This is a genomic window from Pigmentiphaga kullae, from assembly GCF_004216695.1.
Classification (GTDB): Bacteria; Pseudomonadota; Gammaproteobacteria; order Burkholderiales; family Burkholderiaceae_B; genus Pigmentiphaga; species Pigmentiphaga kullae.
In genome coordinates this window covers 1368671-1393075 of the sequence record NZ_SGXC01000002.1, presented here as the reverse complement: position 1 = coordinate 1393075, position 24405 = coordinate 1368671, and the positions used below count along the sequence as shown (strand labels likewise).

Below are 24405 nucleotides of genomic sequence, written 5' to 3'. Positions count from 1 at the left end.
GCGGAGGCGGGGAAGAAAGGGGGCCGGCGATGCCGGCGCGGGATTCAGGCGGATTTTTTCCTGATCATGCCGTAGATCAGCAGCAGCACGACGGCGCCGACCACCGAGGCGATCCATCCGGCCGGTTCGCCCGGCTGGTACCAGCCCATCGCGCGGCCGGCATACCCGGCGATGAGCGAGCCGGCGATGCCGAGCACGATGGTCATGAGCCACCCCATGCTGTCGTCGCCCGGCTTGACCGCACGTGCAAGCAGGCCGACGACCAGGCCCACCAGAAGACTTCCGAGAAGAGACAGCATGGCGTACCTCCGGACATGGATTCCAGTACCCCTGGGGGGCGTGCGCGCATCATGCCATATTTTCGAGACGGCCGGAGGCGCCCGGCCGGCGGGCCGTCAGCGCAGCGAGTAACCCTTGGCGCGCATGCAGTCGTTGGCCATGCCCGACTGGCGCTCGGCGTTGGCCAGGCCGTCGCTTACGCCGGAGCCGCCGCCGGCATTGATGCCGCGGTACGAGGGCGTGCTCGTGCCCGGCGAATTGATGCGCGCCTGCCGTTCGCACTGGATGCGGTCGCGCTCGGCCTGGTCGGCCGACGAGGTTTCCCGGTACCAGGACGAGGAGGTGCCGGAGGCGCACGCGGTCAGCGCCAGCACGCAAAGCAGGGCGGCGGGATTCTTGTTCATGATGTTCTGTTCCGTTGGAGGCCCCTGGGGCGTGGCCCGTCTCGCGGGGGAATGCGTCGATTGTATTCAAACGCGCAGGCGCGCGGAACGCGGCGCCGCGCTCGTCAGGCCTCGTCGTCGTATTCGAGTTCGGACAGCCGGCGCCGCAGCGCGCGGGCATCGACTTCGGTGGCGTGGTAGTTCAGCGGCAGCTGGCGCAGCTCGCCGTCGTAGGGATCGTTGTCCGCCGCGTCGTTCAGCGGCAGTTCGAATACGGCAAGGCGGCGCTGCCGGAGCTGGCGCATGTATTGAAGAATATTTTTCATGACAGGATACGTTGCGGTCCCGCGAACCGCCTGGACACGATGCGCTATGCTCCCTGCGTTATAGACGCTTTCGGCCGGGCTGGCTAGCGCGGGCGCCGCGGTTTTCCCGGGCGCGCCCCGGGTATGCGGCTTGCTGAGCGAGGCACCCGGACAGGAGATACCGCATGTCTACCACTCCCCACGACGGGTCGGCCCCGCATCACGCCTATCGGCTCTACACGGCGGGATACGGGGTGTATGCGCGGGACGGCGCCGGCAAGGCGGTTCGCCTGGGCGCCGTGTCCGAGCGGGACGGCGTGCTGGGCTACCGGCTGGAGGTGGACGATCTGCAGGCCGAGGGGTTCCTGACCTCGGAAAAGCTCTTGCAGGACGTGGCGGCCAAACTGGCCTATGCCTCGCTGCACCGGTTCTTCGGTACGGCCGCGGCCACGCCGATCCACGAGGGCGAGGCGGATCTGCCATGCCTGCTATTGGAGAACGAGGAGCCCGGCGAATATCCGCCGGCTGGCAGCGCCGCCGAGTAAGAGGCCGGCGGCGCGCCCGTCCGCAAGTACGTCAGGAGGACGGAGTGGGACAGATTACGCCTTGCCGGGTGCTGGTCGTGGACAACTACGTCAGCGCCGCCGAAGCGCTGGCCGAAGCCTGCGGCCGGTTTCACGACGTCAGGTACGCCGATGGCGGTTCGGCCGCGATGGAAGTGGCGCTGGACTGGCGGCCCGACGTCATGGTCCTGGACATCGACATGCCGCCGCCCAACGGACTGGAAGTGGCCACCATGATCCGCGACATCTCGCACCTGAAGCCGGTCACGCTGATCGCGGTGACGGGCCGCAGCGCGGCCTTCGGGCAGGAAGAGGCGATCGCGCACGGTTTCGACGACTACATGACCAAGCCGGTGGACGTCGACAGGCTGCTATCGCTGATCGCCGCGGCCCGCCGGCTGCCCTAGGCGTCCTGGCGGTCTCCCACGGTGCGCGAGCGGCCCGCGCCGTAGGCCACCCATGCCTGCGCGCCGGCCATCGCCACCATCAGGCCCAGCGCCGGCAGCCAGCTGTCGGTCCGGTCGCGCAGCACGCCGCACACCACCGGGCCGGTCGCGCCGATCAGGTAGCCCAGGCTTTGCGCCATGCCCGACAGCGAGGCCGCCTGCTGCGTGGTGGCCGCGCGCAGGCTGATATAGGCCAGCGACAGCATCAGGCTGCTGCCCAGCCCGGCGCCGGCCACGCATATCCAGACGAAAGTCCAGGCCGGCAGCAGCGCCATGCCGGCGAAGCCGGCCACGCACAGCAGCGAGACCGCCAGGCCGAGAACCTTCTGGTCGCGCACGCGGCCCGACACCCACGACGTCGCGATGTTGCCGAGCAGCGCCGCCAGCTGCATCAGCGATACCATCCAGCCGGCCTGGCCGGGGGTCATGCCGGTCTCGTGCAGCATCGAGGGCAGCCAGGCCACGAGAATGTAGAAGTTGAAGGCCTGGATGCCGGTGAACAGCGTGACCTGCCAGGCCAGCCACGAGCGCCAGACATTGGCGGCCTGGGTTGCGTGGGCCGGGGCGGCCACGGGCGCCGCGCCCTGGTTGCGCGAACGGGCCAGCCAGACCAGCGCGGCGGGGACCGTGATGACGAGCACGCAGGCCAGCGACGTACGCCAGCCGCCGGGCAGGTTGTCGGCCAGCGGCACCGCCACGCCCGCCGCGGTGCCGGACACGAGCGTCATCACCACCGAATACAGGCCGGTGAGCGGACCGATGCGCTGCGGGAACTCGCGCTTGACCAGCGCCGGCAGCATCACGTTGCCGACGGCGATGGCGATGCCGCCTATGGCCGTGCCGATGAACAGCGAAGCGATGCCGGGCATCGAGCGCACGGCGATGCCGACGCACAACGCGACCATGGCGGCGAACAGCGCGCGTTCCAGCCCCAGTTGCCGGCCCAGCGCGGGCGCCAGCACCGAGAACAAGCCGAAAGCCAGCAGCGGCAGCGTATTGAGCAGCCCGGCGCTGCCCGCGTCCAGGCCGGTGGAGGCGCGGATATGGCCAAGCAGGGGGCCGACGCCGGTCAACGGCGAGCGCAGCGTCGCCGCCACCAGCAGGATGCCCAGCAGGGCCATGGCGGGTGTGACGGCGCGGGCAAGGCCCGGGTGGGTTTCGGTGGTCATGAAGCGGCGTTCTTCAGGCGCCGGCTCATCAGCACGTGCACGATGCCGGCCTCCATGAATTCCTCGCCTTCGGCCTCGAAGCCGCGTGTTTCGTAGAACGCCCGGGCCCGCGTCTGCGCGTGCAGCAGCAGCCGGCCGTGCCCGCGCCGCCGCGCCTCGTCGATCAAGGCGTCCAGGATGGCGCCGCCCACGCCCAGCCCGCGCCCATGGCGGTGGACCGCCATGCGGCCGATGTGTCCGTCGGGCAGGAGCCGGCCCGTGCCCAGGGGCGTGCCGTCGGCGTCATAGGCCACCGCGTGCAGCGAGACCGCGTCGGCATCGTCGTATTCGAGTTCCAGCGGGACCGACTGTTCGTGGACGAAGACGGCCTGGCGTATGGACGAGGCGTCGTGCCGCAGGTCGTCCCAGGCGCCGACGACGAGGCGGATGGCGGGCCGGGTCATGCCGTCTGGCGCGGGGTGGCTGCCCGCGGGGGAACGATGGGAAGAAGTAACGGGTGCGTTGCGTGTGGTGTCATGCCGGCAAGGGGACCGCCGCCTGTGCGGATGCAAAGGCTCTAGCTTAGTCCATCCGTATCCGTCTGTACGCCGGAAAACCGCCCGGGCGGTGGAGTCTCATGGTTTGGGGCGCGCGTTTCCGCCGCGCCGGCGCGGCCCTTTCGCGCGCAGGCGGTCCACCACCGCGTCGAAGGCCTGCAACTGCCGGCGTATCTCCGCCTGGCCGTGGTCGGCCAGGAAGTCCTGGAAGGCCGACGCCACGGGCGGGAGGCGGGCGGTGGACAGGTGCAGCACGTACCAGTCGTGTTCGACCGGGTTGCCGGGCAGCGGCAGGAGGCCGATCAGGCCCGCCTGAAACTCCAGGGCGCAGGCGTGCAGGGACAGGAAACCTATGCCCAGTCCCGCGGCCACCATCTGCTTGATGGCTTCGTTGCTGGACAGCTCAGAACCGGGAGAGAACCGCAGCCCCGCATCCTTGAACAGCCGCTCGGCCGTGTTGTGGGCCCCCGAGCCGTGTTCGCGCACCAGGATGTTCTCGCCCGCCAGGTCGCGCAATGCCAGGTCCCGTCTGGCCATCAGCGGATGATGGGGCGAGGCGATGAAGGCCATCGGATGCTTGGCGAAGGCCCGCGATTCCGTGCGCACGTCGCCGGGCGGCTTGCCCATGATGGCGATGTCGATTTCATGGCGGGTCAGCATGCGCACGACCTCTTCGCGATTGCCCACGCTGAGCTTGACCTTCACGTCGGGCCGGTCGGTGTTGAAGGCCACCAGCAGCGGGGGTAGCAGGTACTCGGCCGTGATCAGCGCTCCCACGCGCAGCGTGCCGGCCAATCGGCCCTTCAGGCTGGCGACTTCGTCCGAGGCGTGGCGCCAGAGCTCGAGGATCTGGCTCGCGTAGCCGGCCACGACTTCGCCGGCGGGCGTAAGAAGCAGGCCGCGCCCGGACCGCTGGACCAGCGCGGCGCCGGTGGCTTCCTCGAGCAGGCGCAACTGCAGCGACACCGTGGGCTGGGTCAGGTGCAGGGCCTGGGCGGCGCGCGAGACGCCGCCCAGGCGGGCGACGGCGTCGATGGCGGTGAGCTGGCGGAATGTCGTGGTCTTGTACATCGCTGGGCCCCGGCTGGTTTTCCATAGAAGATAACCTATGGGACGAACTTATTTTTTAATTTTTCAATATATCTCCACGATCTTAAAGTTCTTCGCATGGACATCGAACCCGGCGCCACCGGGGCGCCAACCGTGGAGAAGAACATGCTGCCTGCCACCCGCAAGCTGGATTTTTCCGAAGTGCCCGTCATCGACATGTCGCCCGAGCGATTCGCCACGCCGGAGTCCAGGAAGAGGCTGGCCGACGAACTGGCCGAGGCCTGCGCGACCGTCGGCTTTCTTTACCTGAAGAACCATCCCATTCCGCAGGCGCAGATCGACGGGGTGTTCGAGGCGGTCAAGGCGTTTTTCGCGCTGCCGCAAGAGGCCAAGGATGCCGTGTCGATGGCCAAAAACCGCCACTTCCAGGGCTACCTGCCCATGCTTACCAAGGGAACGGGCAATGCCGAGCGCGGCGGGACGATCACCGCCAACAAGCAGGAGGCCTTCCAGTTCCGCCGGCCGCTGGCTGCCGACGATCCGGACCTGCTGACGGGGGAGCGCCTGGCCGGGACGATTCCCTGGCCCCGGGAACTGCCCGCGCTCAAGGAAGTACTGCTGGCCTATCACGCGCGCATGTGCCGGTTCGGCGAAAGCATGATCGAGTTGTTCGAGCTGGGCCTGGACCTGCCCAGGGACGCCATCCGCCAGCATTTCCGCAAGGACATGAACGCCCTGCGCATCATCCACTATCCGCCGCAACAGGTGGACGAGTCCGGCGCCAACCTGGGGACGCGCGCCCATACCGACACGGATGCGTTCACCTTCGTCTACCAGGACGCGACCGGCGGGCTGGAGATCCGCAACCGGGACGGCGAGTGGATAGGCGTGCCGCCGATTCCCGGCACCTATGTGCTGAACATCGGCGAGGTGATGAAGGTCTGGACCGATGGGGTCTTCTCGTCCACGCCACACCGGGTCATCAACCGCTATGGGAAGGAACGCTATTCGGTGCCATTCTTCATGTTTCCGACCTACGACGAAGTGATCGCGCCGAAGATCCGCAACCCCGATCCGTCCAATGTGGCGCCCGAGGATTTCCATACCTCGATGCCGCGGGACAAGCCCTTCGTCTGGGGCGAGTTCAAGAAGGCCAACTACGCGCGCATCAATCCCACCGCCCCGGAGCGCGCCATGGCGGATTAGGGCCGAGGCGGGGGAGGAGACACCTCATCGTGGTCAGTCAAGGAGATTCCCGTGCGCTTGTCGAGATTGTGGTGGATGGTCGTACTGTTTTCCTGTGCCGGCGCGTCGCAGGCCCAGACGTATCCGGACCGGCCCTTGCGCCTGATCGTGCCTTTCGGGGCGGGCGGCAATTCGGATTTTGCCGCCCGGCAGATCGGCAAGAGCCTGGGCGACGTGCTGGGCCAGACGGTGGTCGTGGAGAACCGCGGGGGCGCGGGCGGCGTGCTGGGCGTTAAGGAAATGCTGGGCTATCCGGCCGACGGCTACACGCTGCTGCTGGGCACCGTGGGCACCCAGATCGTCAATACCCTGTTGTACAAGCACCTGCCCTACGATCCGGACAAGCAGCTCGCGCCGGTGGGGCTGGCCACCAACACGCCGTCGGTGCTGGTGGTCAGATCCAGCCTGGCGGTCAGGACGCTGGATGAACTGATCGCCTATGCGCGGGCCCGGCCCGGCGTTCTCAATTATGGCGCCGCGGGCACCCTGCACCTGGGCATGGAAACGCTGAAGGCGAGCTACGGCCTGGACATCGTCAAGGTCCCGTACAAGGGCAGCGGCGAGTCGGTCACGGCGGTCGCGGGGGGCCAGATCGACGTGCTGATGGACAGCAGCCAGGTGGTCGGCCCGCAAGTGGCCGCCGGCAAGCTGCGCGCGCTGGCCGTCATGTCCGACCAGCCGCTGGCTTCGGTACCCGGCGTGCCGACGACCGCGCAGCTCGGCCTGCCGGACCTGAAGGCGGGCAACTGGACCGCGCTGTATGTGGCGGCGGGAACGCCCGCGGCCATACAGGAAACCTTGAGCCGCGCATTGCAGAAGGTCGTCGCCTCGGCCGAGCTGAAGGCCAGGCTGGCCGATTACGGCACCCAGCTCTACAAGGGCTCGCCCGAGGAATACCGGGCCTTCATCGCGGCGGACAAGGCCAAGGTCCGCCGCCTGGTCGAGATCGCGGGGCTGCAGGCGCAATAGCGGCGTTTCCGGCGCGGCTGGCCCGCGCCGCCACTTCCTACTGGAGAAATCGATGACCACGATCCGGTCTCTTGCCGGCGTCGCGCTGGCGCTCGTTCCCTGCGCGGCCGCGCTCGCGCAGGGCAGCGTGACGATGTACGGGATTCTCGACAACGGCTACCTGTCCGACAAGACACAGGGCAAGGGCACGATCAACGCGATCAATCCCTCGCTCAGCGTGGCCTCGCGCTGGGGGCTGCGTGGCGCCGAGGACCTGGGCAACGGCTGGAAGGCCAGTTTCGTGCTGGAGAACGGCTTCACGGGCGACAACGGGCAGCAGGCCTTCGGGCGGCTGTTCGGCCGGGCCAGCTACGTGGGCCTGTCGAGCCGGGAGCTTGGCGAGATCCAGCTCGGGCGGATGGCCAATCTCGGGCTGCTGTTCACCGCCGGCATGATGAGCCCGTTCGGACCCAGCTTCCAGCAAGCGGCGGTGACCACGACGGCCGCCTACAACACCGGCGATTTCGGCACCACGTCCCGCGTCAACAACGCCGCCTATTATTTCTCGCCCCGCTGGGCGGGCGTGCAGGCCGGCCTGGGCTATAGCGTGCAGACGGCCGATGCGGAAGTTGCCGGCGGCAACCGCAACAACAGGATGGCGGACCTGGGCCTGCGCTACGACGGCGGCCGCTTCAAGGCGGCGGTCAGCTACCAGTACGTCATGCCCGCCAGCACGGCCGGCGCGCGGGGCAAGCCCAGCAACCTGCAGGTGGGTGTGAACCATGACTTCGGCACGTTCACGCTCTACGGCGGATACGGCCGGCTGAACGATCCGACGGTGGATCCGGGGGCCAACGGGGCGACCCGTTTCGCGGCCACGCACGATCGCGACCATGCCTATCAGGTTGGCGTGAAGGTGCCGGTGGGAGCGGGGAGGGTGCTGCTGGGATACCAGTGGACGACCGGTTCGAAGATCGAGAACTACGGCCTGGCCTATGTCTACGATCTGTCCAGGCGGACCTGGCTGTACGTGTACGCCAACCGGACCGAATTCCGGCTGTTCTCCACGGCGGGGGCAACGGTGGGCGATGCCTGGCGCAGGCAGATCGCGATGGGGATCGCGCACCGGTTCTGACCGGTGCGCGGGACTGGCTTTAGTCGATGCGGACGTCGGCCTGCTTGATGATGGCCCGGTATTTGGTGGCTTCGGCCTTGACGAAATCGGCGAAGGCTTGACCTTTCAGGTCCTTGGGCACCGCGCCCATGTTGCGGATGTTGGTCAGCACCGCTTCGTTCTTGAGCGCCGCGGCGGCGGCCGATTGCAGTTTGGCGATGGCCGGGGCCGGGGTTCCGGCCGGCACGAACAGGCCGAACCAGGCTTCGGTGTTGTAGCCCTTGAGCCCCGACTCGTTCAGCGTCGGCACGTCGGGCAACGCCGGTGAACGCTCCAGGCTGCTGACCGCCAGCGCCCGCAGCTTGCCGGCCTGGATTTGCTGCGACACGGTCGGGATGTTGATCATCAGCGCCGAGATTTCCCCGCCCATGACGGCGGTGACGGCAGGCGCAGCGCCTTTGTAGGGTACGTGCGGGATATCTATGCCGGCCATGGAGTTGAAGAGAATGGCCGAGAGGTGCGACAGGCTACCATTGCCGCCCGATCCGACGTTGAGCTTGCCGGGGTTGGCCTTGGCGTAGGCAATGAACTCGCCGATGTTCTTGACCGGCAGCGCGGGGTTGACGACCAGCACATTGGGCGCGCTGGCCAGCAGCGAGACGGTGCTGAAGGCTTTCTCGGAATCATAGGGCAGCTTGCTATAGAGCCCCGGCGTGACGGCGTGGGTACTGGCGTTGCCCAGCAGCACCGTATAACCGTCGGCGGCTGCCTTGGCTGTGATGTCCGAGGCGATGCTGCCGCCTGCGCCTGGCTTGTTTTCGATCACCAGGCTCTGACCCAACACATCGCCCATGGCCTTGCCTACATTGCGGGCAAGGACGTCCGATCCGTCGCCCGGGGGCGAGGGGACGATCAGGCGGATCGGCCGCTCGGGGTATTCGGCATGGGCGCTATGCGTACTCGCGCCGGCCAGGGTCAGGCCGGCGGCCATAGCGACCGATGTGCGCCGCAACGCAGTGACGAAACTCATGGCATTTCCTTGTGGGGGTGGGAAGAGGTCAGCGTACCAGCGCTTGCAGGCCGAAGAATTCGACCGCGTTGCCGGCATAGATGGCTTGTTTGTCGGAGTCGCTGAAGCCGGGCTGTTCGGCCACCAGCTTGCCGATGGATTGTTCGCCCAGCGGGAAGGGGTAGTCCGAGCCCAGCATGATGCGGTCGGTGCCCATCACGTCGGCCAGCAGGCGCAGCGCGCCCGGATCGAACACGGCCGAATCGACGTAGAAGCGCTTGACGTATTCCGAGGGCAGGCGCGGGCAGTCCTTGCGGATGATGTCGCGATGCTTCCAGGCATTGTCCACGCGGCCCAGCATGAAGGCGAACGAACCGCCGCCATGGGCGAAGCAGATCTTCAGCGATTCGGGGATGCGCTCGAAGGCGCCCGACAGGATCAGCGACAGGATGCCGAGCTGCGTTTCGGCGGGCATGGCCACCAGCCAGGGCAGCATCCACTGCTTCATGCGGTTGCCGCCCATCATGTCCCACGGGTGGACCAGAAGCGGGATGCCTTCATTGGCGCAGTGCTGCAGGAAGGTGACCAGGCCCTCGTCGTCGAGGTCGCGGTCGCCCAGGTGATTGCCGATCTGCACGCCGTGGTGGCCGGTGGCCTTGGCGCGCGAGGCCTCGCGGCAGGCGGCGTCGATGTCCTGCAGCGGCACCTGCGCCAGCGCCACCAGGCGCTTGGGCGCGGCGGCACAGAATTCCAGCGCCAGGTCGTTCATGCGCTGGGCCCAGGGCAGGACCTTCTCCGGCGTGAACTCGTAGCCGAACATGATGGGCGTGGCGCAGGTGATCTGGATGTCCACGCCTTGGGCATCCATCTCGGCCAGGCGCGCCTGCGGATCCCACAGCGCGTCGTAGACGGGGCGGAAGGGCTTGTCGGCGCGCATGATGTCGCCGGTCTTGCCGTCCGGCGCCACCTGCAGCCAGGGCGCGCGCTCGACGCTCAGGGCGGCGGCTTCTTCCCGCGTGATGCGCGGGAAGTGGTGGGCGTGCATGTCGATTTTCATGATGGGCTTGATGTCTGGTGTTGTCGTGGCGGGATCAGAGGGGCTTGTAGGCGACCGCCTTGATCTCGATGCGCAGGTGCGGGTGGGGCAGCTGGTGCACGGCCACCGTGGTGCGGGCCGGGCCGTCGTAGTCGAAGAATTCCCCGTAGACTTCGTTGTAGCCACCGAAGTCGCTCATGTCGACCAGGAAGGTGCCGATCTCGACGACGTCGGACAGCGAGGCGCCGGCGGTGCCCAGGATGTCGCGGATGTTCTCGAGCACCGCGCGGGTCTGGGCGCGGATGTCGAACTTGGTCGTGCCCATGGCGTCCACTTCCACGCCGGCCAGCGTATTGTCGGCACGGCGCGAACTGGTGCCCGAGACGAACAGGAAATCGCCGGCGCGCTTGATGTGGGGGTACTTGCCGCGGGGAGTGGCCTTGCCTTCGACGACTTTGGCTTGTGTGCTCATGTCTACTCTCTTGTGGGGATGCGCCCGGACGGGATGCGGGCGGAATGCTGACCGGTGCAAGTCTAGGCAATCCGCCCCCGAAAAGAGAATGAATTTATCCGTTGCCGGTATTCAACTTGGCTATGGTGGCCCCAGGAAGGGCGCATGCCCGTTCGCGATCCCCAAGACCCTGATGGGAGCAGGGGTGGCATAGCCGTATATGATGACCGCCTTCATGACCAGAAAAACGGGAAGCCGCGCTATGATCGTCATCGAAATCTCCCGCCCCGGCGGGCCTGAAGTCCTGCAGGCCGCCGAGCGGCCCACGCCGGTGCCCGGCGCGGGCGAAGTCCTGATCCAGGTCGCCGCCGCCGGCGTCAACCGGCCGGACGTGGCCCAGCGCCGGGGGACCTATCCGCCGCCCCCGGGCGCCTCCGACCTGCCCGGGCTGGAAGTGGCCGGCACCGTGGCCGCGCTGGGCGAGGGCGCATCCGGCTTCGCGGTGGGCGACGCGGTCTGCGCGCTGGTCAATGGCGGCGGCTACGCCGAATATTGCACCGTGCCCGCCACCCAGTGCCTGCCCGTGCCCAAGGGGCTGAGCATGGTCGAGGCCGCCGGCCTGCCCGAAACCTACTTCACCGTCTGGAGCAATGTCTTCATGCGCGGCCGGCTGTCGGGCCAGGAGTCGCTGCTGGTGCACGGCGGCGCCAGCGGCATCGGCACCACGGCCGTCCAGTTGGCCAAGGCGCTGGGCCACCGGGTGTACGCCACGGTGGGCAACGACGAGCGCGTCGCCGCCGTCGAGAAACTCGGCGCCACCGCCGGGATCAACTACCGCACCCAGGATTTCGTGCAGGAGATCAAGCGCCTGACGGACGGCCGGGGCGTGGACGTGATCCTGGACATGGTGGCCGGCGACTACGTCGCCCGCGACATCCACTGCCTGGCCGAAGACGGCCGCATCGTGCTGATCGCGCTGCTGGGCGGCGCGAAAGGCGAGATCGACTTTGCCCGGGTGCTGAGCCGGCGCCTGACCATCACCGGTTCCACCCTGCGCCCGCGCTCGGCCCAGTTCAAGGGCGAAGTCGCGGCCGCGCTGCGCCGGAACGTCTGGCCGCTGTTCGAGTCCGGACGGCTGAAGCCGGTGGTCTATGCCACCTTCCCGCTGCGCGAGGCGGACAAGGCCCACGCCATGATGGAGTCGGGCGAGCACGTCGGGAAGATCGTCTTGACGGTTTAGCCTCCCCTACGCGCTTCGCGCGCCCAGCATTTTTTACGACATTGGCTGCAGCGGTTCGCCGGAGCCGATACAATCGAGGTTTTGCCCGCATATTTTTGTCCACGCGGGCATTTTTCGATTCTTGTCGATGGCAACTAAACAGAACATCCGCCGCCTGGTGCTGGGCAACTGGAAGATGCACGGCGCGCTGGCCACCAACGGCCAGCTGCTCTCGGCCATACGCAGCGCCTGGAACCAGTCCTCCGGCGCCGCCGCCTGCGACGTCGGCGTCTGCGTGCCGTTTCCGTACCTGGCCCAGGCCGAGTCGGCGCTGACCGATTCCGACATCGCCTGGGGCGCCCAGGACATCAGCGTCCATGCCCAGGGCGCCTACACTGGCGAGGTGTCAGGCGCGATGCTGGCCGAATTCGGCTGCCGCTACGTGCTGGCCGGCCATTCCGAGCGGCGCAGCCTGCACGGCGAAACCAGCCAGCTCGTGGCCGACAAGGCCCGGGCCGCGCTGGCCGCCGGCCTGACTCCCGTCGTCTGCGTGGGCGAGACCCTGGCCGAGCGCGAAGCCGGCCGCACCCTGGCCGTCATCGACGAACAGCTCAAACCCGTGCTGGCCCTGGGCCGGGAAGCCGTGGCCGCCATGGTCATCGCCTACGAACCCGTCTGGGCGATCGGCACCGGCAAGACCGCCAGCCCCGAACAGGCCCAGGAAGTGCATGCGGCCATCCGTGCCGCGCTCCAGGGCGTCGACTGCGCCGGCGTGCGGGTGCTGTACGGCGGCAGCGTCAAGGCGGCCAACGCCGCCGAACTGTTCGCCATGCCCGACATCGACGGCGGCCTGATAGGCGGCGCCTCGCTGGTGGCCGAAGACTTCCTGCGCATCGCCGAGGCGGGCGCAACAACCCGGAGTGCTTGAATGTCCGTAATGCTTACCGTCCTGCTGATCGTGCAGGTTGTTTCCGCCCTGACGATCATCGTCCTGGTCCTCCTGCAACAGGGCAAGGGCGCCGACATGGGCTCCGCCTTCGGCGGCGGTTCGGCCGGCAGCCTGTTCGGCGCCGCTGGCGCGGCCAACTTCCTGTCGCGCACCACCAAGTGGGCGGCGGTCGTCTTCTTCATCTCCACCGCCGCGCTGGCCTACCTGGGCCGCCCGGCTCCCACCGCCTCGCAAGGGGGCGTCATGGAGAACCATCCCAGCGATCTGTCCGTGCCCGCGGTGCCCGGCAGCACGCCGGCCCCGGCCCCGGCTCCGGCCGCGCCCGACGCATCGGTCCCGTCCGTGCCCGCCACGCCGCCGGCCGCGCCTGCCCAGCCCGAGGCTCCCGCGCAGAAAAACTGAAGGGAGCCCCGCTGATGGGCCCGCAAATGTTATATACTAGCGGGCTCACGCAAGCCGTCGTGGTGAAATTGGTAGACACGCTATCTTGAGGGGGTAGTGGCGAAAGCTGTGCGAGTTCGAGTCTCGCCGACGGCACCAGAATGCAGCCCTCCAGACGATGTTTTTCTGGAAGCTGGAACAGCCCGCGAATTCCTGCAGGAATGGCGGGCTTTTTGTTTTGTGCCGGGAAGATCGCAGGCGGCTGCGGGCTTCTACATGCGTTCCCCCGGCAACCGGCTGGCTTGCTTCACCCAGTCGGCGAATTGCGCTTCGTCGAACTGGCCTTCGTGGATGTCCAGGTAGCGAATCCGCTCGTATTTGGATTTGCCCGTAGGCGGAGGATGCAGCGATGCGCCGCTGAAGAAGGTGACCTTGATGTACTTCGTGAAGCAATGAAAGCTCAGGAACCAGCCTTCGCCTTCGACGCCATAGAAGGGCGAGTTCCACTTGACCGCCTTGCTCACGCCGGGCACGGTGCGCTCGATCAGGGCGTCCATGCGGCGCCCGATGTCGCTTTTCCAGCCCGGCATGGCAGCGATGTAGGCCTGCACCGGGGCGTCGCCGTCTCCCTTCGGAATCTGGGGGTTGCCGCCTGACAGCAGGACGGGCTCGCCGGGTCGCGCCGTGGGCTTCACGCCGACTTCTCCAATACCCGCTCCAGCTTCTCGAAGAACTGCGGCCATCCGGCCCTGGCGCCGCCGTACGCCTGTTTCTGGTCCGGGCGGAAGCCCGTCTGTTCCATGCGCAGGCGGGTGCCCGCGCCGGTGGGCGCGAGAGTGAAGGTTACGACACTGCGCAGGTCGAAGGCCGGATCGGCGTGCGTGAAGTTCCAGGTATAGGACAACGCCTTGTCCGGTTCGACGACCAGTACCTCGCAATCCAGCGTGCCGCCCCATTCGCCTTGAAGCTTGAAGCGGTGGCCCACGGCGGGGTGGAAGTCATTCTTCATCAGCCATTCCTCGATCAGGTGCGGCTGGGTCAACGCGCGCCAGAGCCTGTCCGGCGGGTGGGGGAACTCGCGCTCGACGACGACGGAGCGGGTTTCGGTCGGGGTATCGCTCATTGGTCCATCCTGTTGAGTAGGTTTTCAAGATCATCGAATCGCTGTTCCCAGAATCCGGCCATCTGGCTGGTCCAGTCGAGCAGGGGGACAAGCGCGCGGCGCCGGGCGCTGTAGTGGGTCTGGCGTCCTTCATGCCGGTCGAGCACGAGACCCGCCTGCTTGAGCAGCCTCAGGTGTTTCGAGACGGCCGGCTGCGAGACGCCGGCCCGGGCCGTCAGGGCCACGACGGTCTGTTCCCCGTCACGGCACAGGTGTTCGAACAGGGCACGGCGGGTGGGATCGGCAAGCGTCCTGAAGAGCAGGTCTTGGGGAGAAGGCATGAAATCAATAACTGATTGGCTATGAATAAATAATAACCATTGAGTTATGGATTGGTCAATGGCCGAATCGCTTGCTTGCGTCGGGCATAGGGCTTGCTGCGGTCGAGCCAGTGATCCGGGAGCGAACGATGACCACGCACGCCGAAGCTGCCCTGTCCGAGGTATTGGTGGTGCCGGACCAGCATCCGGCCACCCTGGAGGCCTGCCGGCGCTGCCGGCTGTGGCACGACGCCACGCAGGGCGTGGGCGGCGAAGGTCCGCGGCGCGCGCGCATCATGATGGTGGGCGAGCAGCCCGGCGACAAGGAGGACCTGGCGGGCCGGCCTTTCGTGGGGCCGGCGGGCGCGCTGTTGGACGCGGCGCTGGCCGAGGCGGACGTGGACCGCGACGAGGTGTTCGTGACCAACGCGGTCAAGCACTTCAAATGGTCGCAGCGAGGCAAGCGGCGCATGCACAAGACGCCGGGGCAGCGCGAGATCGAGGCCTGTCGCTATTGGCTGGAAAAGGAGTATGACGCGGTCGATCCACGCGTCGTGGTGGCGCTGGGCGCGACCGCGCTCAAGTCGGTCATGCATGACTACCGTGCGGGCCTGCGGGACAAGCTGGGCGAGGTGTTGAAGTGGGAGGGGCGGCTGGTCGTGCCCACCTACCATCCTTCGTACGCCTTGCGGGCACCCGACGCGGACGCCCGCAAGCAGGCCTACGACACCATCGTGGCCGCGCTCAGGCAGGCGGGCCGATTGATGCGCGAGGGCCGGGGCGCGTAGCCACGGGCCCGCCGGATTCAGGACCGCCGCGCATGGGCTACGCCCAGTGCCGCGCCCACCAGCACCACCGCGCAGGCCGCCAGCATGGGCGCGCGGCCCCGCGTCGCCATGTGCGTGTAGGCGCTGTGGCGCCGGCCCCGCTGCGGGTAGGCTGGGGTGTCGTCCCGGACTGGGGACTCCAGCGCATCTTCCCGCGAGCGGGAAGGGATGCCGGTGCGCTGGTGCCTGATCAGCCAGTTCGCCATCCTGTCGGACAGCCGCGGCATGCGCTGTCCGAGTTGCCCGATCGCCTTGGCCGCGCTGCCCACGTAGAGGTCGCGGCGCGGGTGCTCGGCGGCGTACAGAATGGCGCGGGCGGCGACCTCGGGGGCGTAGACCGGCGGCGGCAGGCGCGGTTCGACGTCCATGTAGTTGCGCGCATGGGCGGTGAAGCCCGTCGCGATCGAGGCGGGCTTGATCAGGGTGACCGAGACGGGCGCGCCTTCGCTCTCGAGTTCCATGCGCAGCGCATCGGTGAAGCCCTTGACCGCGTGCTTGGACGCCGAATAGGCGCCTTGCAGCGGCACGGCGCGATCCGACACTTCGCTGCCCACGTTGATCAGGGCGCCGCCATGCTGGCGCAGATGGCCAACGGCCACGATGGAGCCGTAGACCACCCCCCAGTAGTTCGTGTCGAAGAGCTTGCGCTGGTCTTCGACCGGTACGTCCTCGATGCGGCCGAAGATCGAGACGCCGGCGTTGTTGATCCAGGTATCCACCGCGCCATGGGTGTCCAGCGCCACCCGTAGCAGCCGTTCATGGTCTTCCCGCTTGCCCACGTCCATCTGCACGGCAATGGCCTGGCCGCCATCCGCGCGCAGTTCCTCGGCCAGTTGGTCCAGGCGCTCCTGGTCGCGGCAGGCCAGTACCAGGCGGGCGCCGCGCCGCGCAGCTTCGCGGGCCGTGGCCAGGCCTATCCCGCTGCTGGCGCCGGTGATGACGATGACCTGGTCGGACAGTTTCTTCAGTCGATGTTTCATGGGGACGCTCCTTGCTTGCTCGTCGCTCCCCTTACGCACGAAGCGTGCCTGCCAGGGGGCGGCTATGATGCCTCGCATGCGGCGCGGGCCGCCCCGGACAGGAGCATCGTTTCATGGACACACCCCGGCACTTCGGCTTCATCGGACTGGGCAACATGGGCCTGCCCATGGCGCGGCGCCTGCTCGCGGCGGGCCATGCGCTCACGGTATGGAACCGCAGCGCCGGCAGGGCGGCCGAGCTGGTCGCCGCCGGCGCGCATCTGGCAGGCACGCCCGGTCAGGTGCTGCGGGCGGCGGACGTGGTGGGGATATGCGTCAAGGACGGGGCGGCGGTCGAGTCGGTGGTATCCGGTCCGGGCGGCCTGGCCGGCGCGGGCCTGCAGGGCTCGCGCAAGGTGGTGGTCGATTTTTCCACCATCGAGCCCGAGCAGGCGCGCGATCTCGGCCGGCGGCTGCGCGAGCGGACCGGCGCCTCGTGGCTGGACGCACCCGTGTCCGGCGGCGTGCCGGGCGCCGAGGGCGGCACGCTGATCTGCTTCGTCGGCGGCGAGGCCGAGGACCTGGAGGCCGCGGGTTCCTTCCTGGCGCCGCTGACCTCGCGCGTGACCCACATGGGGCCGGCCGGCGCGGGCCAGACCACCAAGATCTGCAACCAGATGATCGTCGCGGTGAACGTGCTCACGATCGCCGAAACCTACGGCCTCGCGCGGCGCGCCGGCGTGGACGTCGAGCGCCTGGCGCCGGCGCTGGCGGGCGGCTTCGCGGACTCGCAGCCCTTGCAGATATTCGGGCCGGCGATGGCCGCCGGCCGCTTCCAGCCCACGCGCACGGCGGTCGAGCTGATGGCCAAGGACATCGGCATTTCGCAGCGCATGGCGGCCGAGTTCGGGGCCGGCACACCGGTGTCGGCTTTTTGCTCGGACCTGTACGAACGGATGCGCGAGCAGGAGCCGGAGGTCTTCGGTGGGGATGTGGCGGGGCTGGTGCGCCGCTACGCATGAGGCCGGCGGCTTGGCAATGCATGGCGCAAGTTGACGCGGACCGGCCGGATATAATCGGAAGTCGCCGGTTTTCTCCAACGACGGAATCCGTGAATGCCTTCTTTTATTCCGCCGCTGAATGCATTGCTTGCGTTCGAGGCGACAGCCCGTCACCTGAGTTTCACGAAGGCGGCCAATGAGCTGCATCTGACCCAGGCGGCGATCAGCCATCAGATCCGTTCGCTTGAGGATCGCCTGGGCACCACACTGTTCGTGCGCGCCAAGGGCCGGATCTCGCTGACCACGCCGGGCTCGGAATACCTGGAGGCCATCAGCAGCCTGCTGGTGGGGCTGTCGACCGCGACGGATCGGGTCAGCCAGGGGGGCAACGAACATACCTTGTCGATCAGTTGCCTGCCCACGTTCGCCACGGAGTGCCTGCTGCCGTTGCTGCCCGAGTTCCGGGCCGCTTTTCCGCAACTGCGGCTCCAGCTTTCCACCACGTCTGTCTTCGATGCCTTCCAGATCAATGCCTACGATGTCGCGATCCGCTATGGTTCGGGCAAGTGGGACGGGGTGAGATGCGATTGGCTGTGCGACGAATACTTCTTCCCCGCGGTATCGCCCCGCCTGCTGGCGGGCAAGTCTTGGGGCGATGCGCGGGAGATCCTGGCCGGGACGCCGTGGCTGCGTACATACTTTACGTCGCTGTACGAAGACGATTGGCCGGAATGGCTGGCCGCCGCCGGCTTGAGCAAGATACAGCCGCCGATGGAACTGGGCATGCACATGCAGCTGACCTCGCTGGCGGGGGCGGTGGAGGGACTGGGCGTGGTGATCGCGCGCACGCCGCTGGCCAACCGTGCGCTGCGCACGGGGACGCTGGTATCGCCATTCGGTCCGCGGCTCAAGTCCAAGTCGGCGTATTACCTGGCAACCCCGGAGAGCCGCTACGAGCATCAGAAAGTAGCCTGTTTCCGGTCGTGGTTGCTGGCACGCGCGGCCGAGCATTTCCGCATGGAGCCCGAGGCGCTGACCGGCCATGGCTAGCGAGTTCGCGCAGTTCGTCGAATCCTGCCTGGCGCGGCGGGCGAGCCGCCATCCCGGCCGGCTGGCGTTGGCGGACACCGGCGGCGCGGAACTGGATGGCCGGGCCCTGTACGAGCGGGTGCGCGCGGTAGCGCGATCCCTGCCGGCGGCAACGGGCGGGCAGCGCCTCTATTTGCTGCCGACCGCCAACGGCGTCGAGAAAGTGGTGCTCTGGCTGGGTGCCTGGATGGCGGGCGCGGCGGTCCTCAATATCGATATGGATTACCTGCCGGCCGAAACGGTGCGCACGCTGCTGGCGACCGCGCGGCCATCGGGCAGGCTGGCCCTCGCGCCCGCGGGCGCGGATTGCCTGCCGCTGGCGCAGGCGCCGGGCGCGGCGTCGATGCCGGCCGGAACGGTGCTGGTCAATTGCACCTCGGGCACCACGGGCATGCCCAAGCTGGTCTATCAGTCCGCGGCGGCGCTGCGGCGCAACGGCGAGGTATCCGCGCGGCTGATGGGACTGGGCGAGGGCGAGCCCTGCCTGGAAGTGCGCGGGTTGAACTGGTATTCGGCGCAGATCCTGAGCCTGATGCCGTTCTTGTCGGCCGGCACGCAGTTGCACGTGGCGCCGGGGTTTTCCGCCTCCAGGCTGACGGGCTGGCTGGACGAGCGCGGGATCCGCTTCATGCCCATGGTGCCCAGCATGGTACGCATCATGCTGGGCGTGGCGGATGCGCTGCCCACCCCTCTGACGCGATACTCATGCAGTTCGTCGGAACTGGCACCCGATCTGTGGCAGCGCGCGGAAGAGACCTGGCGCGTGCCGCTCATCAACTTGTATGGCAGTTCCGAGCTGGGCTGGATCTGCGGCTCGGACGAGCGCGCGCGGCGGATAGGACGGGTCGGGTTCCCTATCGAGGGAGTGCGGGTGACGGTCGGGCATGGCGCCGAGGACGCGGCGGGCGAGCCCGGCCGCATCCTGGTCGGGACGCCTTGCGCGGCGCTGGCGACGCGGTCGGTGGACGGCGATTTCGTGTACGCCGGCGACGCGCCCGTCGATACGCAGGACCTCGGCGCGTTCGACCCGACCGGCCGGCTGGCGCTGGCGGGCCGGGTGGACGACATGATCCTGCGCGGCGGCGTGAACATCCATCCGGGCGACGTCGAACGCTACATCGAGCAGGTGCCCGGGGTACGGCAGGCGGTGGCCTTTGGCGTGGACGACGCCACGTACGGCGCCGTGGTGGGCTGTGCCTTCACGGGCGCGCCCGGCGTGCAGGCGGACGACCTGGCCATACGCCTGGCGACGCAATTGCCGGCCGCATGGCAGCCGGTCTACTGGTGGAAGCTGGACAGCATTCCGCTGGGAGCCAACGGCAAGATTTCACGCCGCCAGCTCAGGCAGCGGCTGACCGGGTCGCTTCCGCCACCACTTGCACCTCGATCTGCGCGCCGAAGTGCAGCGGCCCGACCGGTACCACCGTTCGCGCACAACGATGTTGGTCCAGGCGGCGACGATACAGCTGGTTGAATTCGTCCCACAATCCGATATCCGACAGGTAGACCGTGCATTGCACGATGCTGTTCAATCCCAGGCCGCCTTCGGCCAGGATGGCCTCGATGCGATCGAAGCAGGTGCCGAACTGCGTGGCGAAGTCGTCGCCGCGTGCCAGGTCGGGCAGCACGCCCGACAGGTACAGGAGATGGCCGGTCTGCATGGCGGGCACATAATGGCCGACTGGCGCGGGCAGGCGGGGAGTAGGCCAGGAATTCATGCGCCGCCTCCACCGAAGGCGAATGCCGCGGCCACCGCGACCACGACGGCTGCCGCGACGTAGATCCAGGTGCGCGAGGGCGCGGCAGCCGGCGTAGTGCCGGTTGCTTGCGAGGATTCCGGCCCTGCGGCGGTTGCTTGAACGGTCGTCGTGGCCATCGCCGATCCACCCGGTGCCGCCTGTGTATCGTCGACGTTTTCCGCATCCGATCCGGTGATGGCCTTGTCCAGCCTCTGGAAAAACTCGTCCGCCATCTTCCTGGCGACGCCGTCGATCACGCGCGCTCCCACCTGGGCCAGCTTGCCGCCGACCTGTGCCTTGACCTGATAGGCGAGGGTGGTGCCGTCCGGGGCGTCGCCCAGCGCGACGCTGGCAGCGCCCTTGCCGAAGCCGGCTGCGCCGCCGGTGCCGTTGAAGCTCAGGTCGTACGAGGTGTCCTCGATCTTGTTCTGGAGCGTGAGGTCGCCCACGAATCTGGCCCTGATGAAGCCCACGGCCGCGACCATGGCGACCTTGTAGGTGTCGGGTCCGGTGGCGTCGATGGATTCGCAGCCCGGAATGCAGGCCTTGAGGACCTCGGGGTCGTTCAGGCAGCGCCAGACTTCATTGCGCGGGGCCTTGATGAGGCGCTCGGCGACCATTTCCATGCAGTGTCCTCCTTAGTTGCGGGCACCGGCGCGCTGGGCGGCCAGCCGCACCGCGGCGATGATTTCGGGGTAGGTGCCGCAGCGGCACAGGTTGCCCGACAGGTAGTGTTCGATCTGGGCGATCGTCGGGTCGGGATGGGCCTCGAGCAGCTTGCGCGTCATCATCACGAAGCCGGGCGTGCAGAAGCCGCACTGGAAGGCGCCGCAATCGATGAAGGCCTGCTGGATCGGGTCGAGGTCTCCGTCCCCGGCATCGAGCGCCTCGACGGTCTCGACCTGTTTGCCTTGCAGTTTCCATGCCGGGTAAAGGCAGCCCGAGGCGGGCGCGCCGTCCACGTAGATGGTGCAGCAGCCGCACAAGCCTTGGCCGCAGCTTTCGCGGGCACCTTTCAGGCCGCAGCGCCCCAGCATGTCGATGGCGTTGTCGCGCACGTCCACGTGGCGGCGCTCGGCGCGTCCGTTGAGTTCGAACTCGATGTCGATGTTCATGCGTGCTGTTCCTGTCTGGCGCGCATTCCTTCCCAGATCTTTTCCGGGCGGATGGGCAGTTGCGTGATGCGGACGCCGACGGCGTCTTCGATGGCGGCCGCCAGGGCCGAGGCGACGCCGAAGGTCGCGCTCTCGCCCACGCCCTTGCCGCCGAAGGGACCGTTGGCCTGGTAGGCGTCCACCGTTTCGCGGCCGATGGCGCGGGGGATGTCCTGGATGCCGGGTATCTTGTATTCCGACAGGCCGGCGTTGCGCAGCTGGCCCTGTTCGTCGAACTCCATTTCCTCCAGCGTGACCGTGCCCAGCTGCATGAGGGCCGCGCCGCTGATCTGGGTCTGCACCACCAGCGGGTTGAGCGCGGTGCCGCAGTCGACCACGTTCTCCATCCGCAGGATGGTGTACATGCCTGTTTCTGTGTCGACTTCGACCTCGATCGCCGTGCCGCCTATCATCCAGTTGGGCGTGATGTCCTCCGACTGGCCGGTGGCCTTGTCGGGAGATTGATAGGTGGGTTTGTAGATTCCGGTGCCGATGATCGTGCCGGCCTGCATGCCGAACTTGCGGACGAACAAGGTGCCCAGATCGCCGGGGTCGACCTGGTCCACGCCGACCTCCCGGGCCATGGCGACGAGCTTGGCCTGCGCGTCTTCGGCGGCCAGCCGCACGGCGTGGCCCATGTGGAAGGTCGAGCGCGAACCCAGCGTGGCCATGTCGTAGGGGGAAGCATCGGTGTCCGGGTTGACCACCGAGACCGATTCGGCAGGTACGCCCAGCACCTCGGACACGATCATGGCCATCAGCGTGTCCGAGCCCTGGCCCATGTCCACGGTATTGCACTGCACGCTGCAACTGCCGTCGGCGGCCACCGAGACGGCCGCCACCGAGGTGGTGGGGGACACGCAGGCCTTGATGCCCACGCCTATGCCGCGGCCGCGGCGGTAGCGCCCGCTGCCGTGCTCGAAGGGCTGGTTCCAGCCGAAGCGTTCGGCCAGTCGGTTCAGCACCAGCGGGATCGCGGCATCCTTCATGACGGTGCCGGTAGCGTGGCGCTTGCCGTCGGCCAGCACGTTGCGCAGTCGGAACTCGACCGGGTCCAGGCCCATCTCGCGGGCAATGATGTCGGCCTGGCTCTCGTAGGCCCACACCAGTTGCGGAATGCCGAAACCACGGAAGGCGCCAGCCGGCGGACGGTTGGTATAGACCGCCACCGAAGTGACATCCACGTGTTCGATGTCGTAGGGGCCGGGAGCGGTGAAGCCGGATTTCTGCGTGACGCGCGGACCGATGTCGGCGTAGGCGCCGCCGTTCCAGATCACCTCGCAGCGGCGCGCCAGGATGCGGCCGCTCCGGTCCACCGCCGATTCGATGTTGAACGTGGTGGGATGGCGGGTGATGGTGTAGAACTGCTCGGCCATGGTCAGGGCGACCCGCACCGGGCGCCGGCACAGCATGCTCAGCGCCACGGCCAGGGGTTCGAGCTTGACGTAGAGCTTGCAGCCGAAGCCGCCGCCCAGGAAGGCGGTCTTGACCTTGACCTGGTTCTCGCGCCAGCCCAGCAGCCGTGCGATCTCGGTCCGGGCGAACGACGGCGTCTGGCTGGCCGTGTACAGGGTGGCGTGCCCGCTGCGCACGTCGGCCACCGACACCATGGGCTCGAGCGGCACGTGCATGACCTGCTGGGTCTTGAAGGTGTTCCTGAACACGCGGTGCGCGGTCTTGAATGCTTCTTCGACGTTGCCTTTCTTGACGCCGAAGGTCAGCGCCACGTTGGTGTCGCGTATGCCGTTCAGGTGCTTGAGATCGGCGAAGGTGCCGGCCGGACGCAGCGAGTCGTGCACGTAGACATCGGCGTGCATGGCCTCGATCTCGTCGAAGACGGCGGGCAGCTCGTCGATCTCGGCCTGGACCAGGCCGGCGGCATCCTCGGCTACGTGGGGCGATTCGGCCACCACGACGGCGACCGGCTCGCCCACGTAGCGCACCTTGTCGATGGCGAGGATGGGCTGGTCGTGGAAGGCCGGGCCGTAATAGGGCTCGGGGATGATCCTGAGGATGTCGGCGCCGGTGAACACGCCGTAGACGCCGGGCACGGCCTTCGCATCGGCGGTGTCGATGCCGACGAGGCGGCCGTGGGCCACGTGGCTGCGCACGATCTTCGCATGCAGCATGCCGGGCAGCGCCACGTGGTGGGTGTAATCGACGCGGCCGGTGACCTTGTCGACCGCCTCGAGGCGGCGCAGGCCCTTGCCGAGCCGGTTCAGGGGAGGGCGTTCTGTCGTCATGCTTGTCTCGCTGCCGGTTTGGGAGCTTGCAGGGCCTGTTCGACGGCCTCGGGAAGATAGGCGCGCAACAGGGCCTGCTTGTATTCCATGCTGCCGTGGCTGTCGGGCACCAGCGTGGCCTCGTCCACGGCTGCCTGCGCGGCGCGCCGGCCCAGTTCGGCCGACCAGCCCTGGCCGTCGAGCACCGCTTCTGCCTGCCGCAGGCGCAAGGGCCGGTCGGTGGCGGCGCCGATGAACAGCCGGACCCGGGCGATGCGGCCGCCGTCGAGGTCGAAGGCGGCGGCGATGCCCAGCGTGGGCCAGTCGTGGCGCGCGCGGGTGGTGACCTTCTTGTAGCAGGCACAGGCGGGTTGGCGCGGGATGGCCAGCCCGGTGATCAGTTCGTCGGCCTCCAGCGCGGTTTCGTAGTAACCCTGGTAGAGCTGGTCGATGGCGATCTCGCGCACGCCGCGCACGCTTTGTGCGACGGCGCGGGCGCCCAGCGCGCTGAGCACGGGCGGCAGGTCCATGTGCGGATCGCCATGCGACAGGTAGCCGCCTATCATCGCGACGTTGCGCACGCGCGGATTGGCCAGGGTGGAGAACACCTGCGGCAGCAGCGGATGCGAGGCGCACAGGCCGGCGTGCCCTTCCATCTCGCCCAGCGTGGCCAGGCCGTCGATGCGGGCCTGGCCGTCGTCGGTGACCTGGATCCTGCGCAGGCCCGCGCGCAGGCCTTCCAGGCTGAGCAGGCTGTCGACGTTCAGGATGCCCGCGCGCCGCATCAGCGAGATCGCGGTCGCGCCGCTTACCGGACGGCCGGCGAAGTCCGGCGCGGCGATGATCTTCAGCGCTTCGTCCAGGGTGGCCGGCTTCAGCAATTCAAAGGGGGACATGTCGTATTCCTCG

The 24405-nt window shown here is 68.0% G+C and carries 29 protein-coding genes, 1 tRNA gene and 1 pseudogene; 13 read left to right on the top strand and 18 right to left on the bottom strand.

The annotated features are described in order from the left end of the window. Positions 1-44: 44 nt before the first annotated feature. The 3 genes from EV675_RS20935 to EV675_RS20925 all read right to left on the bottom strand — a co-directional run bounded on the left by EV675_RS20935 (position 45) and on the right by EV675_RS20925 (position 988). Positions 45-299: a GlsB/YeaQ/YmgE family stress response membrane protein gene (locus EV675_RS20935; RefSeq protein ID WP_130359436.1), complete on the bottom strand. Its 255-nt coding sequence runs from the start codon at positions 297-299 to the stop codon at positions 45-47. A 96-nt stretch (positions 300-395) separates the two neighbouring features. Further along, on the bottom strand, positions 396-683 hold the full coding sequence (locus tag EV675_RS20930; protein WP_130359435.1) for a hypothetical protein: 288 nt from the start codon (positions 681-683) through the stop codon (positions 396-398). A 104-nt stretch (positions 684-787) separates the two neighbouring features. Beyond that, positions 788-988, bottom strand: coding sequence for a hypothetical protein (locus EV675_RS20925; RefSeq protein WP_130359434.1), 201 nt, complete (start codon positions 986-988; stop codon positions 788-790). Positions 989-1152: 164 nt separating this feature from the next. Here EV675_RS20925 and EV675_RS20920 point away from each other — a divergent pair, with 164 nt between their 5' ends. Together EV675_RS20920 and EV675_RS20915 are read left to right on the top strand one after the other, a co-directional pair. After that, complete coding sequence (locus EV675_RS20920; protein WP_130359433.1) at positions 1153-1512, top strand: hypothetical protein; 360 nt, start codon at positions 1153-1155, stop codon at positions 1510-1512. 44 nt (positions 1513-1556) lie between these two features. After that, the gene (locus EV675_RS20915) at positions 1557-1937 is read left to right on the top strand and encodes a response regulator (protein ID WP_165404685.1); all 381 of its coding nucleotides are present in this window, start codon (positions 1557-1559) and stop codon (positions 1935-1937) included. On the opposite strand, the gene EV675_RS20910 is transcribed toward EV675_RS20915, so the two are convergent. The 3 genes from EV675_RS20910 to EV675_RS20900 all read right to left on the bottom strand — a co-directional run bounded on the left by EV675_RS20910 (position 1934) and on the right by EV675_RS20900 (position 4752). Further along, the gene (locus tag EV675_RS20910; RefSeq protein ID WP_130359431.1) at positions 1934-3145 is read right to left on the bottom strand and encodes an MFS transporter; all 1212 of its coding nucleotides are present in this window, start codon (positions 3143-3145) and stop codon (positions 1934-1936) included. The two genes, EV675_RS20915 and EV675_RS20910, sit on opposite strands and share 4 nt — an antisense overlap. Next, on the bottom strand, positions 3142-3588 hold the full coding sequence (locus tag EV675_RS20905) for a GNAT family N-acetyltransferase (RefSeq protein ID WP_130359430.1): 447 nt from the start codon (positions 3586-3588) through the stop codon (positions 3142-3144). Before EV675_RS20905 ends, EV675_RS20910 begins: the two co-directional genes overlap by 4 nt. Positions 3589-3759: 171 nt before the next feature. Further along, positions 3760-4752, bottom strand: a complete 993-nt coding sequence (locus tag EV675_RS20900; protein ID WP_130359429.1) for a LysR family transcriptional regulator — start codon at positions 4750-4752, stop codon at positions 3760-3762. A gap of 144 nt (positions 4753-4896) precedes the next feature. Between EV675_RS20900 and EV675_RS20895 the strand changes: the two genes are divergently transcribed. Genes EV675_RS20895 through EV675_RS20885 form a run of 3 tightly spaced genes read left to right on the top strand, consistent with a single transcriptional unit; the run spans position 4897 to position 8059 of the window. Beyond that, entirely contained in the window at positions 4897-5937 is a 1041-nt protein-coding gene (locus EV675_RS20895; protein WP_165404684.1) for an isopenicillin N synthase family dioxygenase, read from the top strand. Positions 5938-5988: 51 nt separating this feature from the next. Then, positions 5989-6945, top strand: coding sequence for a Bug family tripartite tricarboxylate transporter substrate binding protein (locus EV675_RS20890; RefSeq protein ID WP_242621518.1), 957 nt, complete (start codon positions 5989-5991; stop codon positions 6943-6945). A gap of 52 nt (positions 6946-6997) precedes the next feature. Then, complete coding sequence (locus EV675_RS20885; protein WP_130359426.1) at positions 6998-8059, top strand: porin; 1062 nt, start codon at positions 6998-7000, stop codon at positions 8057-8059. A gap of 19 nt (positions 8060-8078) precedes the next feature. Here the strand turns inward: EV675_RS20885 and EV675_RS20880 are convergent, their stop codons facing one another. Genes EV675_RS20880 through EV675_RS20870 form a run of 3 tightly spaced genes read right to left on the bottom strand, consistent with a single transcriptional unit; the run spans position 8079 to position 10555 of the window. Next, complete coding sequence (locus tag EV675_RS20880) at positions 8079-9068, bottom strand: Bug family tripartite tricarboxylate transporter substrate binding protein (RefSeq protein ID WP_165404683.1); 990 nt, start codon at positions 9066-9068, stop codon at positions 8079-8081. A gap of 28 nt (positions 9069-9096) precedes the next feature. Further along, positions 9097-10104: an amidohydrolase family protein gene (locus EV675_RS20875; protein ID WP_207222008.1), complete on the bottom strand. Its 1008-nt coding sequence runs from the start codon at positions 10102-10104 to the stop codon at positions 9097-9099. A 34-nt stretch (positions 10105-10138) separates the two neighbouring features. Continuing rightward, positions 10139-10555 (bottom strand): RidA family protein, encoded by a 417-nt coding sequence (locus EV675_RS20870; protein ID WP_130359424.1) that lies wholly within the window; start codon positions 10553-10555, stop codon positions 10139-10141. A 241-nt stretch (positions 10556-10796) separates the two neighbouring features. On the opposite strand from EV675_RS20870, the gene EV675_RS20865 reads away from it, so the two are divergent. The 4 genes from EV675_RS20865 (at position 10797) to EV675_RS20850 (ending at position 13242) form a co-directional block, all read left to right on the top strand. Then, on the top strand, positions 10797-11774 hold the full coding sequence (locus EV675_RS20865; RefSeq protein ID WP_130359422.1) for an NAD(P)H-quinone oxidoreductase: 978 nt from the start codon (positions 10797-10799) through the stop codon (positions 11772-11774). A 127-nt stretch (positions 11775-11901) separates the two neighbouring features. Then, a complete protein-coding gene (gene tpiA, locus EV675_RS20860; RefSeq protein ID WP_130359420.1) occupies positions 11902-12681 on the top strand; it encodes a triose-phosphate isomerase in 780 nt (259 codons plus the stop codon). Next, positions 12682-13104, top strand: coding sequence for a preprotein translocase subunit SecG (gene secG / locus EV675_RS20855; RefSeq protein WP_130359418.1), 423 nt, complete (start codon positions 12682-12684; stop codon positions 13102-13104). Positions 13105-13157: 53 nt separating this feature from the next. Then, a tRNA-Leu gene (locus EV675_RS20850) sits at positions 13158-13242 on the top strand. 113 nt (positions 13243-13355) lie between these two features. On the opposite strand, the gene EV675_RS20845 is transcribed toward EV675_RS20850, so the two are convergent. From EV675_RS20845 to EV675_RS20835, 3 genes are read right to left on the bottom strand one after another with little or no spacing between them, the layout of a single operon-like run. Next, positions 13356-13826, bottom strand: coding sequence for a DUF1801 domain-containing protein (locus tag EV675_RS20845; protein WP_130359416.1), 471 nt, complete (start codon positions 13824-13826; stop codon positions 13356-13358). Further along, the gene (locus tag EV675_RS20840) at positions 13775-14206 is read right to left on the bottom strand and encodes an SRPBCC family protein (protein ID WP_130359414.1); all 432 of its coding nucleotides are present in this window, start codon (positions 14204-14206) and stop codon (positions 13775-13777) included. Before EV675_RS20840 ends, EV675_RS20845 begins: the two co-directional genes overlap by 52 nt. Further along, positions 14203-14526: an ArsR/SmtB family transcription factor gene (locus EV675_RS20835; protein WP_130359412.1), complete on the bottom strand. Its 324-nt coding sequence runs from the start codon at positions 14524-14526 to the stop codon at positions 14203-14205. The genes EV675_RS20840 and EV675_RS20835 overlap by 4 nt, the downstream gene beginning before the upstream one ends. Before the next feature lie 128 nt (positions 14527-14654). On the opposite strand from EV675_RS20835, the gene EV675_RS20830 reads away from it, so the two are divergent. Then, a complete protein-coding gene (locus EV675_RS20830; RefSeq protein ID WP_130359410.1) occupies positions 14655-15293 on the top strand; it encodes a UdgX family uracil-DNA binding protein in 639 nt (212 codons plus the stop codon). Positions 15294-15310: 17 nt separating this feature from the next. Here the strand turns inward: EV675_RS20830 and EV675_RS20825 are convergent, their stop codons facing one another. Continuing rightward, positions 15311-16312: an SDR family oxidoreductase gene (locus EV675_RS20825; protein ID WP_130359408.1), complete on the bottom strand. Its 1002-nt coding sequence runs from the start codon at positions 16310-16312 to the stop codon at positions 15311-15313. Positions 16313-16425: 113 nt separating this feature from the next. On the opposite strand from EV675_RS20825, the gene EV675_RS20820 reads away from it, so the two are divergent. The 3 genes and pseudogenes from EV675_RS20820 to EV675_RS30250 all read left to right on the top strand — a co-directional run. Then, complete coding sequence (locus EV675_RS20820; protein WP_130359406.1) at positions 16426-17313, top strand: NAD(P)-dependent oxidoreductase; 888 nt, start codon at positions 16426-16428, stop codon at positions 17311-17313. Positions 17314-17406: 93 nt separating this feature from the next. Then, entirely contained in the window at positions 17407-18342 is a 936-nt protein-coding gene (locus EV675_RS20815) for a LysR substrate-binding domain-containing protein (RefSeq protein WP_130359404.1), read from the top strand. Further along, positions 18335-19315: pseudogene (locus EV675_RS30250) on the top strand (AMP-binding protein); the annotation flags it as partial. The gene EV675_RS20815 and the pseudogene EV675_RS30250, both read left to right, overlap by 8 nt. Before the next feature lie 406 nt (positions 19316-19721). On the opposite strand, the gene EV675_RS30080 reads toward EV675_RS30250, so the two are convergent. The 5 genes from EV675_RS30080 to EV675_RS20785 are packed head-to-tail and all read right to left on the bottom strand — an operon-like array spanning position 19722 to position 24392. Then, positions 19722-20099 (bottom strand): RidA family protein, encoded by a 378-nt coding sequence (locus EV675_RS30080; RefSeq protein ID WP_130359400.1) that lies wholly within the window; start codon positions 20097-20099, stop codon positions 19722-19724. After that, complete coding sequence (locus EV675_RS20800; protein WP_130359398.1) at positions 20096-20746, bottom strand: SRPBCC family protein; 651 nt, start codon at positions 20744-20746, stop codon at positions 20096-20098. Before EV675_RS20800 ends, EV675_RS30080 begins: the two co-directional genes overlap by 4 nt. A gap of 12 nt (positions 20747-20758) precedes the next feature. Beyond that, positions 20759-21235: a (2Fe-2S)-binding protein gene (locus EV675_RS20795; RefSeq protein WP_130359396.1), complete on the bottom strand. Its 477-nt coding sequence runs from the start codon at positions 21233-21235 to the stop codon at positions 20759-20761. After that, positions 21232-23517 (bottom strand): xanthine dehydrogenase family protein molybdopterin-binding subunit, encoded by a 2286-nt coding sequence (locus EV675_RS20790; protein WP_130359394.1) that lies wholly within the window; start codon positions 23515-23517, stop codon positions 21232-21234. The genes EV675_RS20795 and EV675_RS20790 overlap by 4 nt, the downstream gene beginning before the upstream one ends. Then, positions 23514-24392, bottom strand: coding sequence for an FAD binding domain-containing protein (locus EV675_RS20785; protein WP_130359392.1), 879 nt, complete (start codon positions 24390-24392; stop codon positions 23514-23516). Before EV675_RS20785 ends, EV675_RS20790 begins: the two co-directional genes overlap by 4 nt. Between the last annotated feature and the right edge of the window lie 13 nt (positions 24393-24405).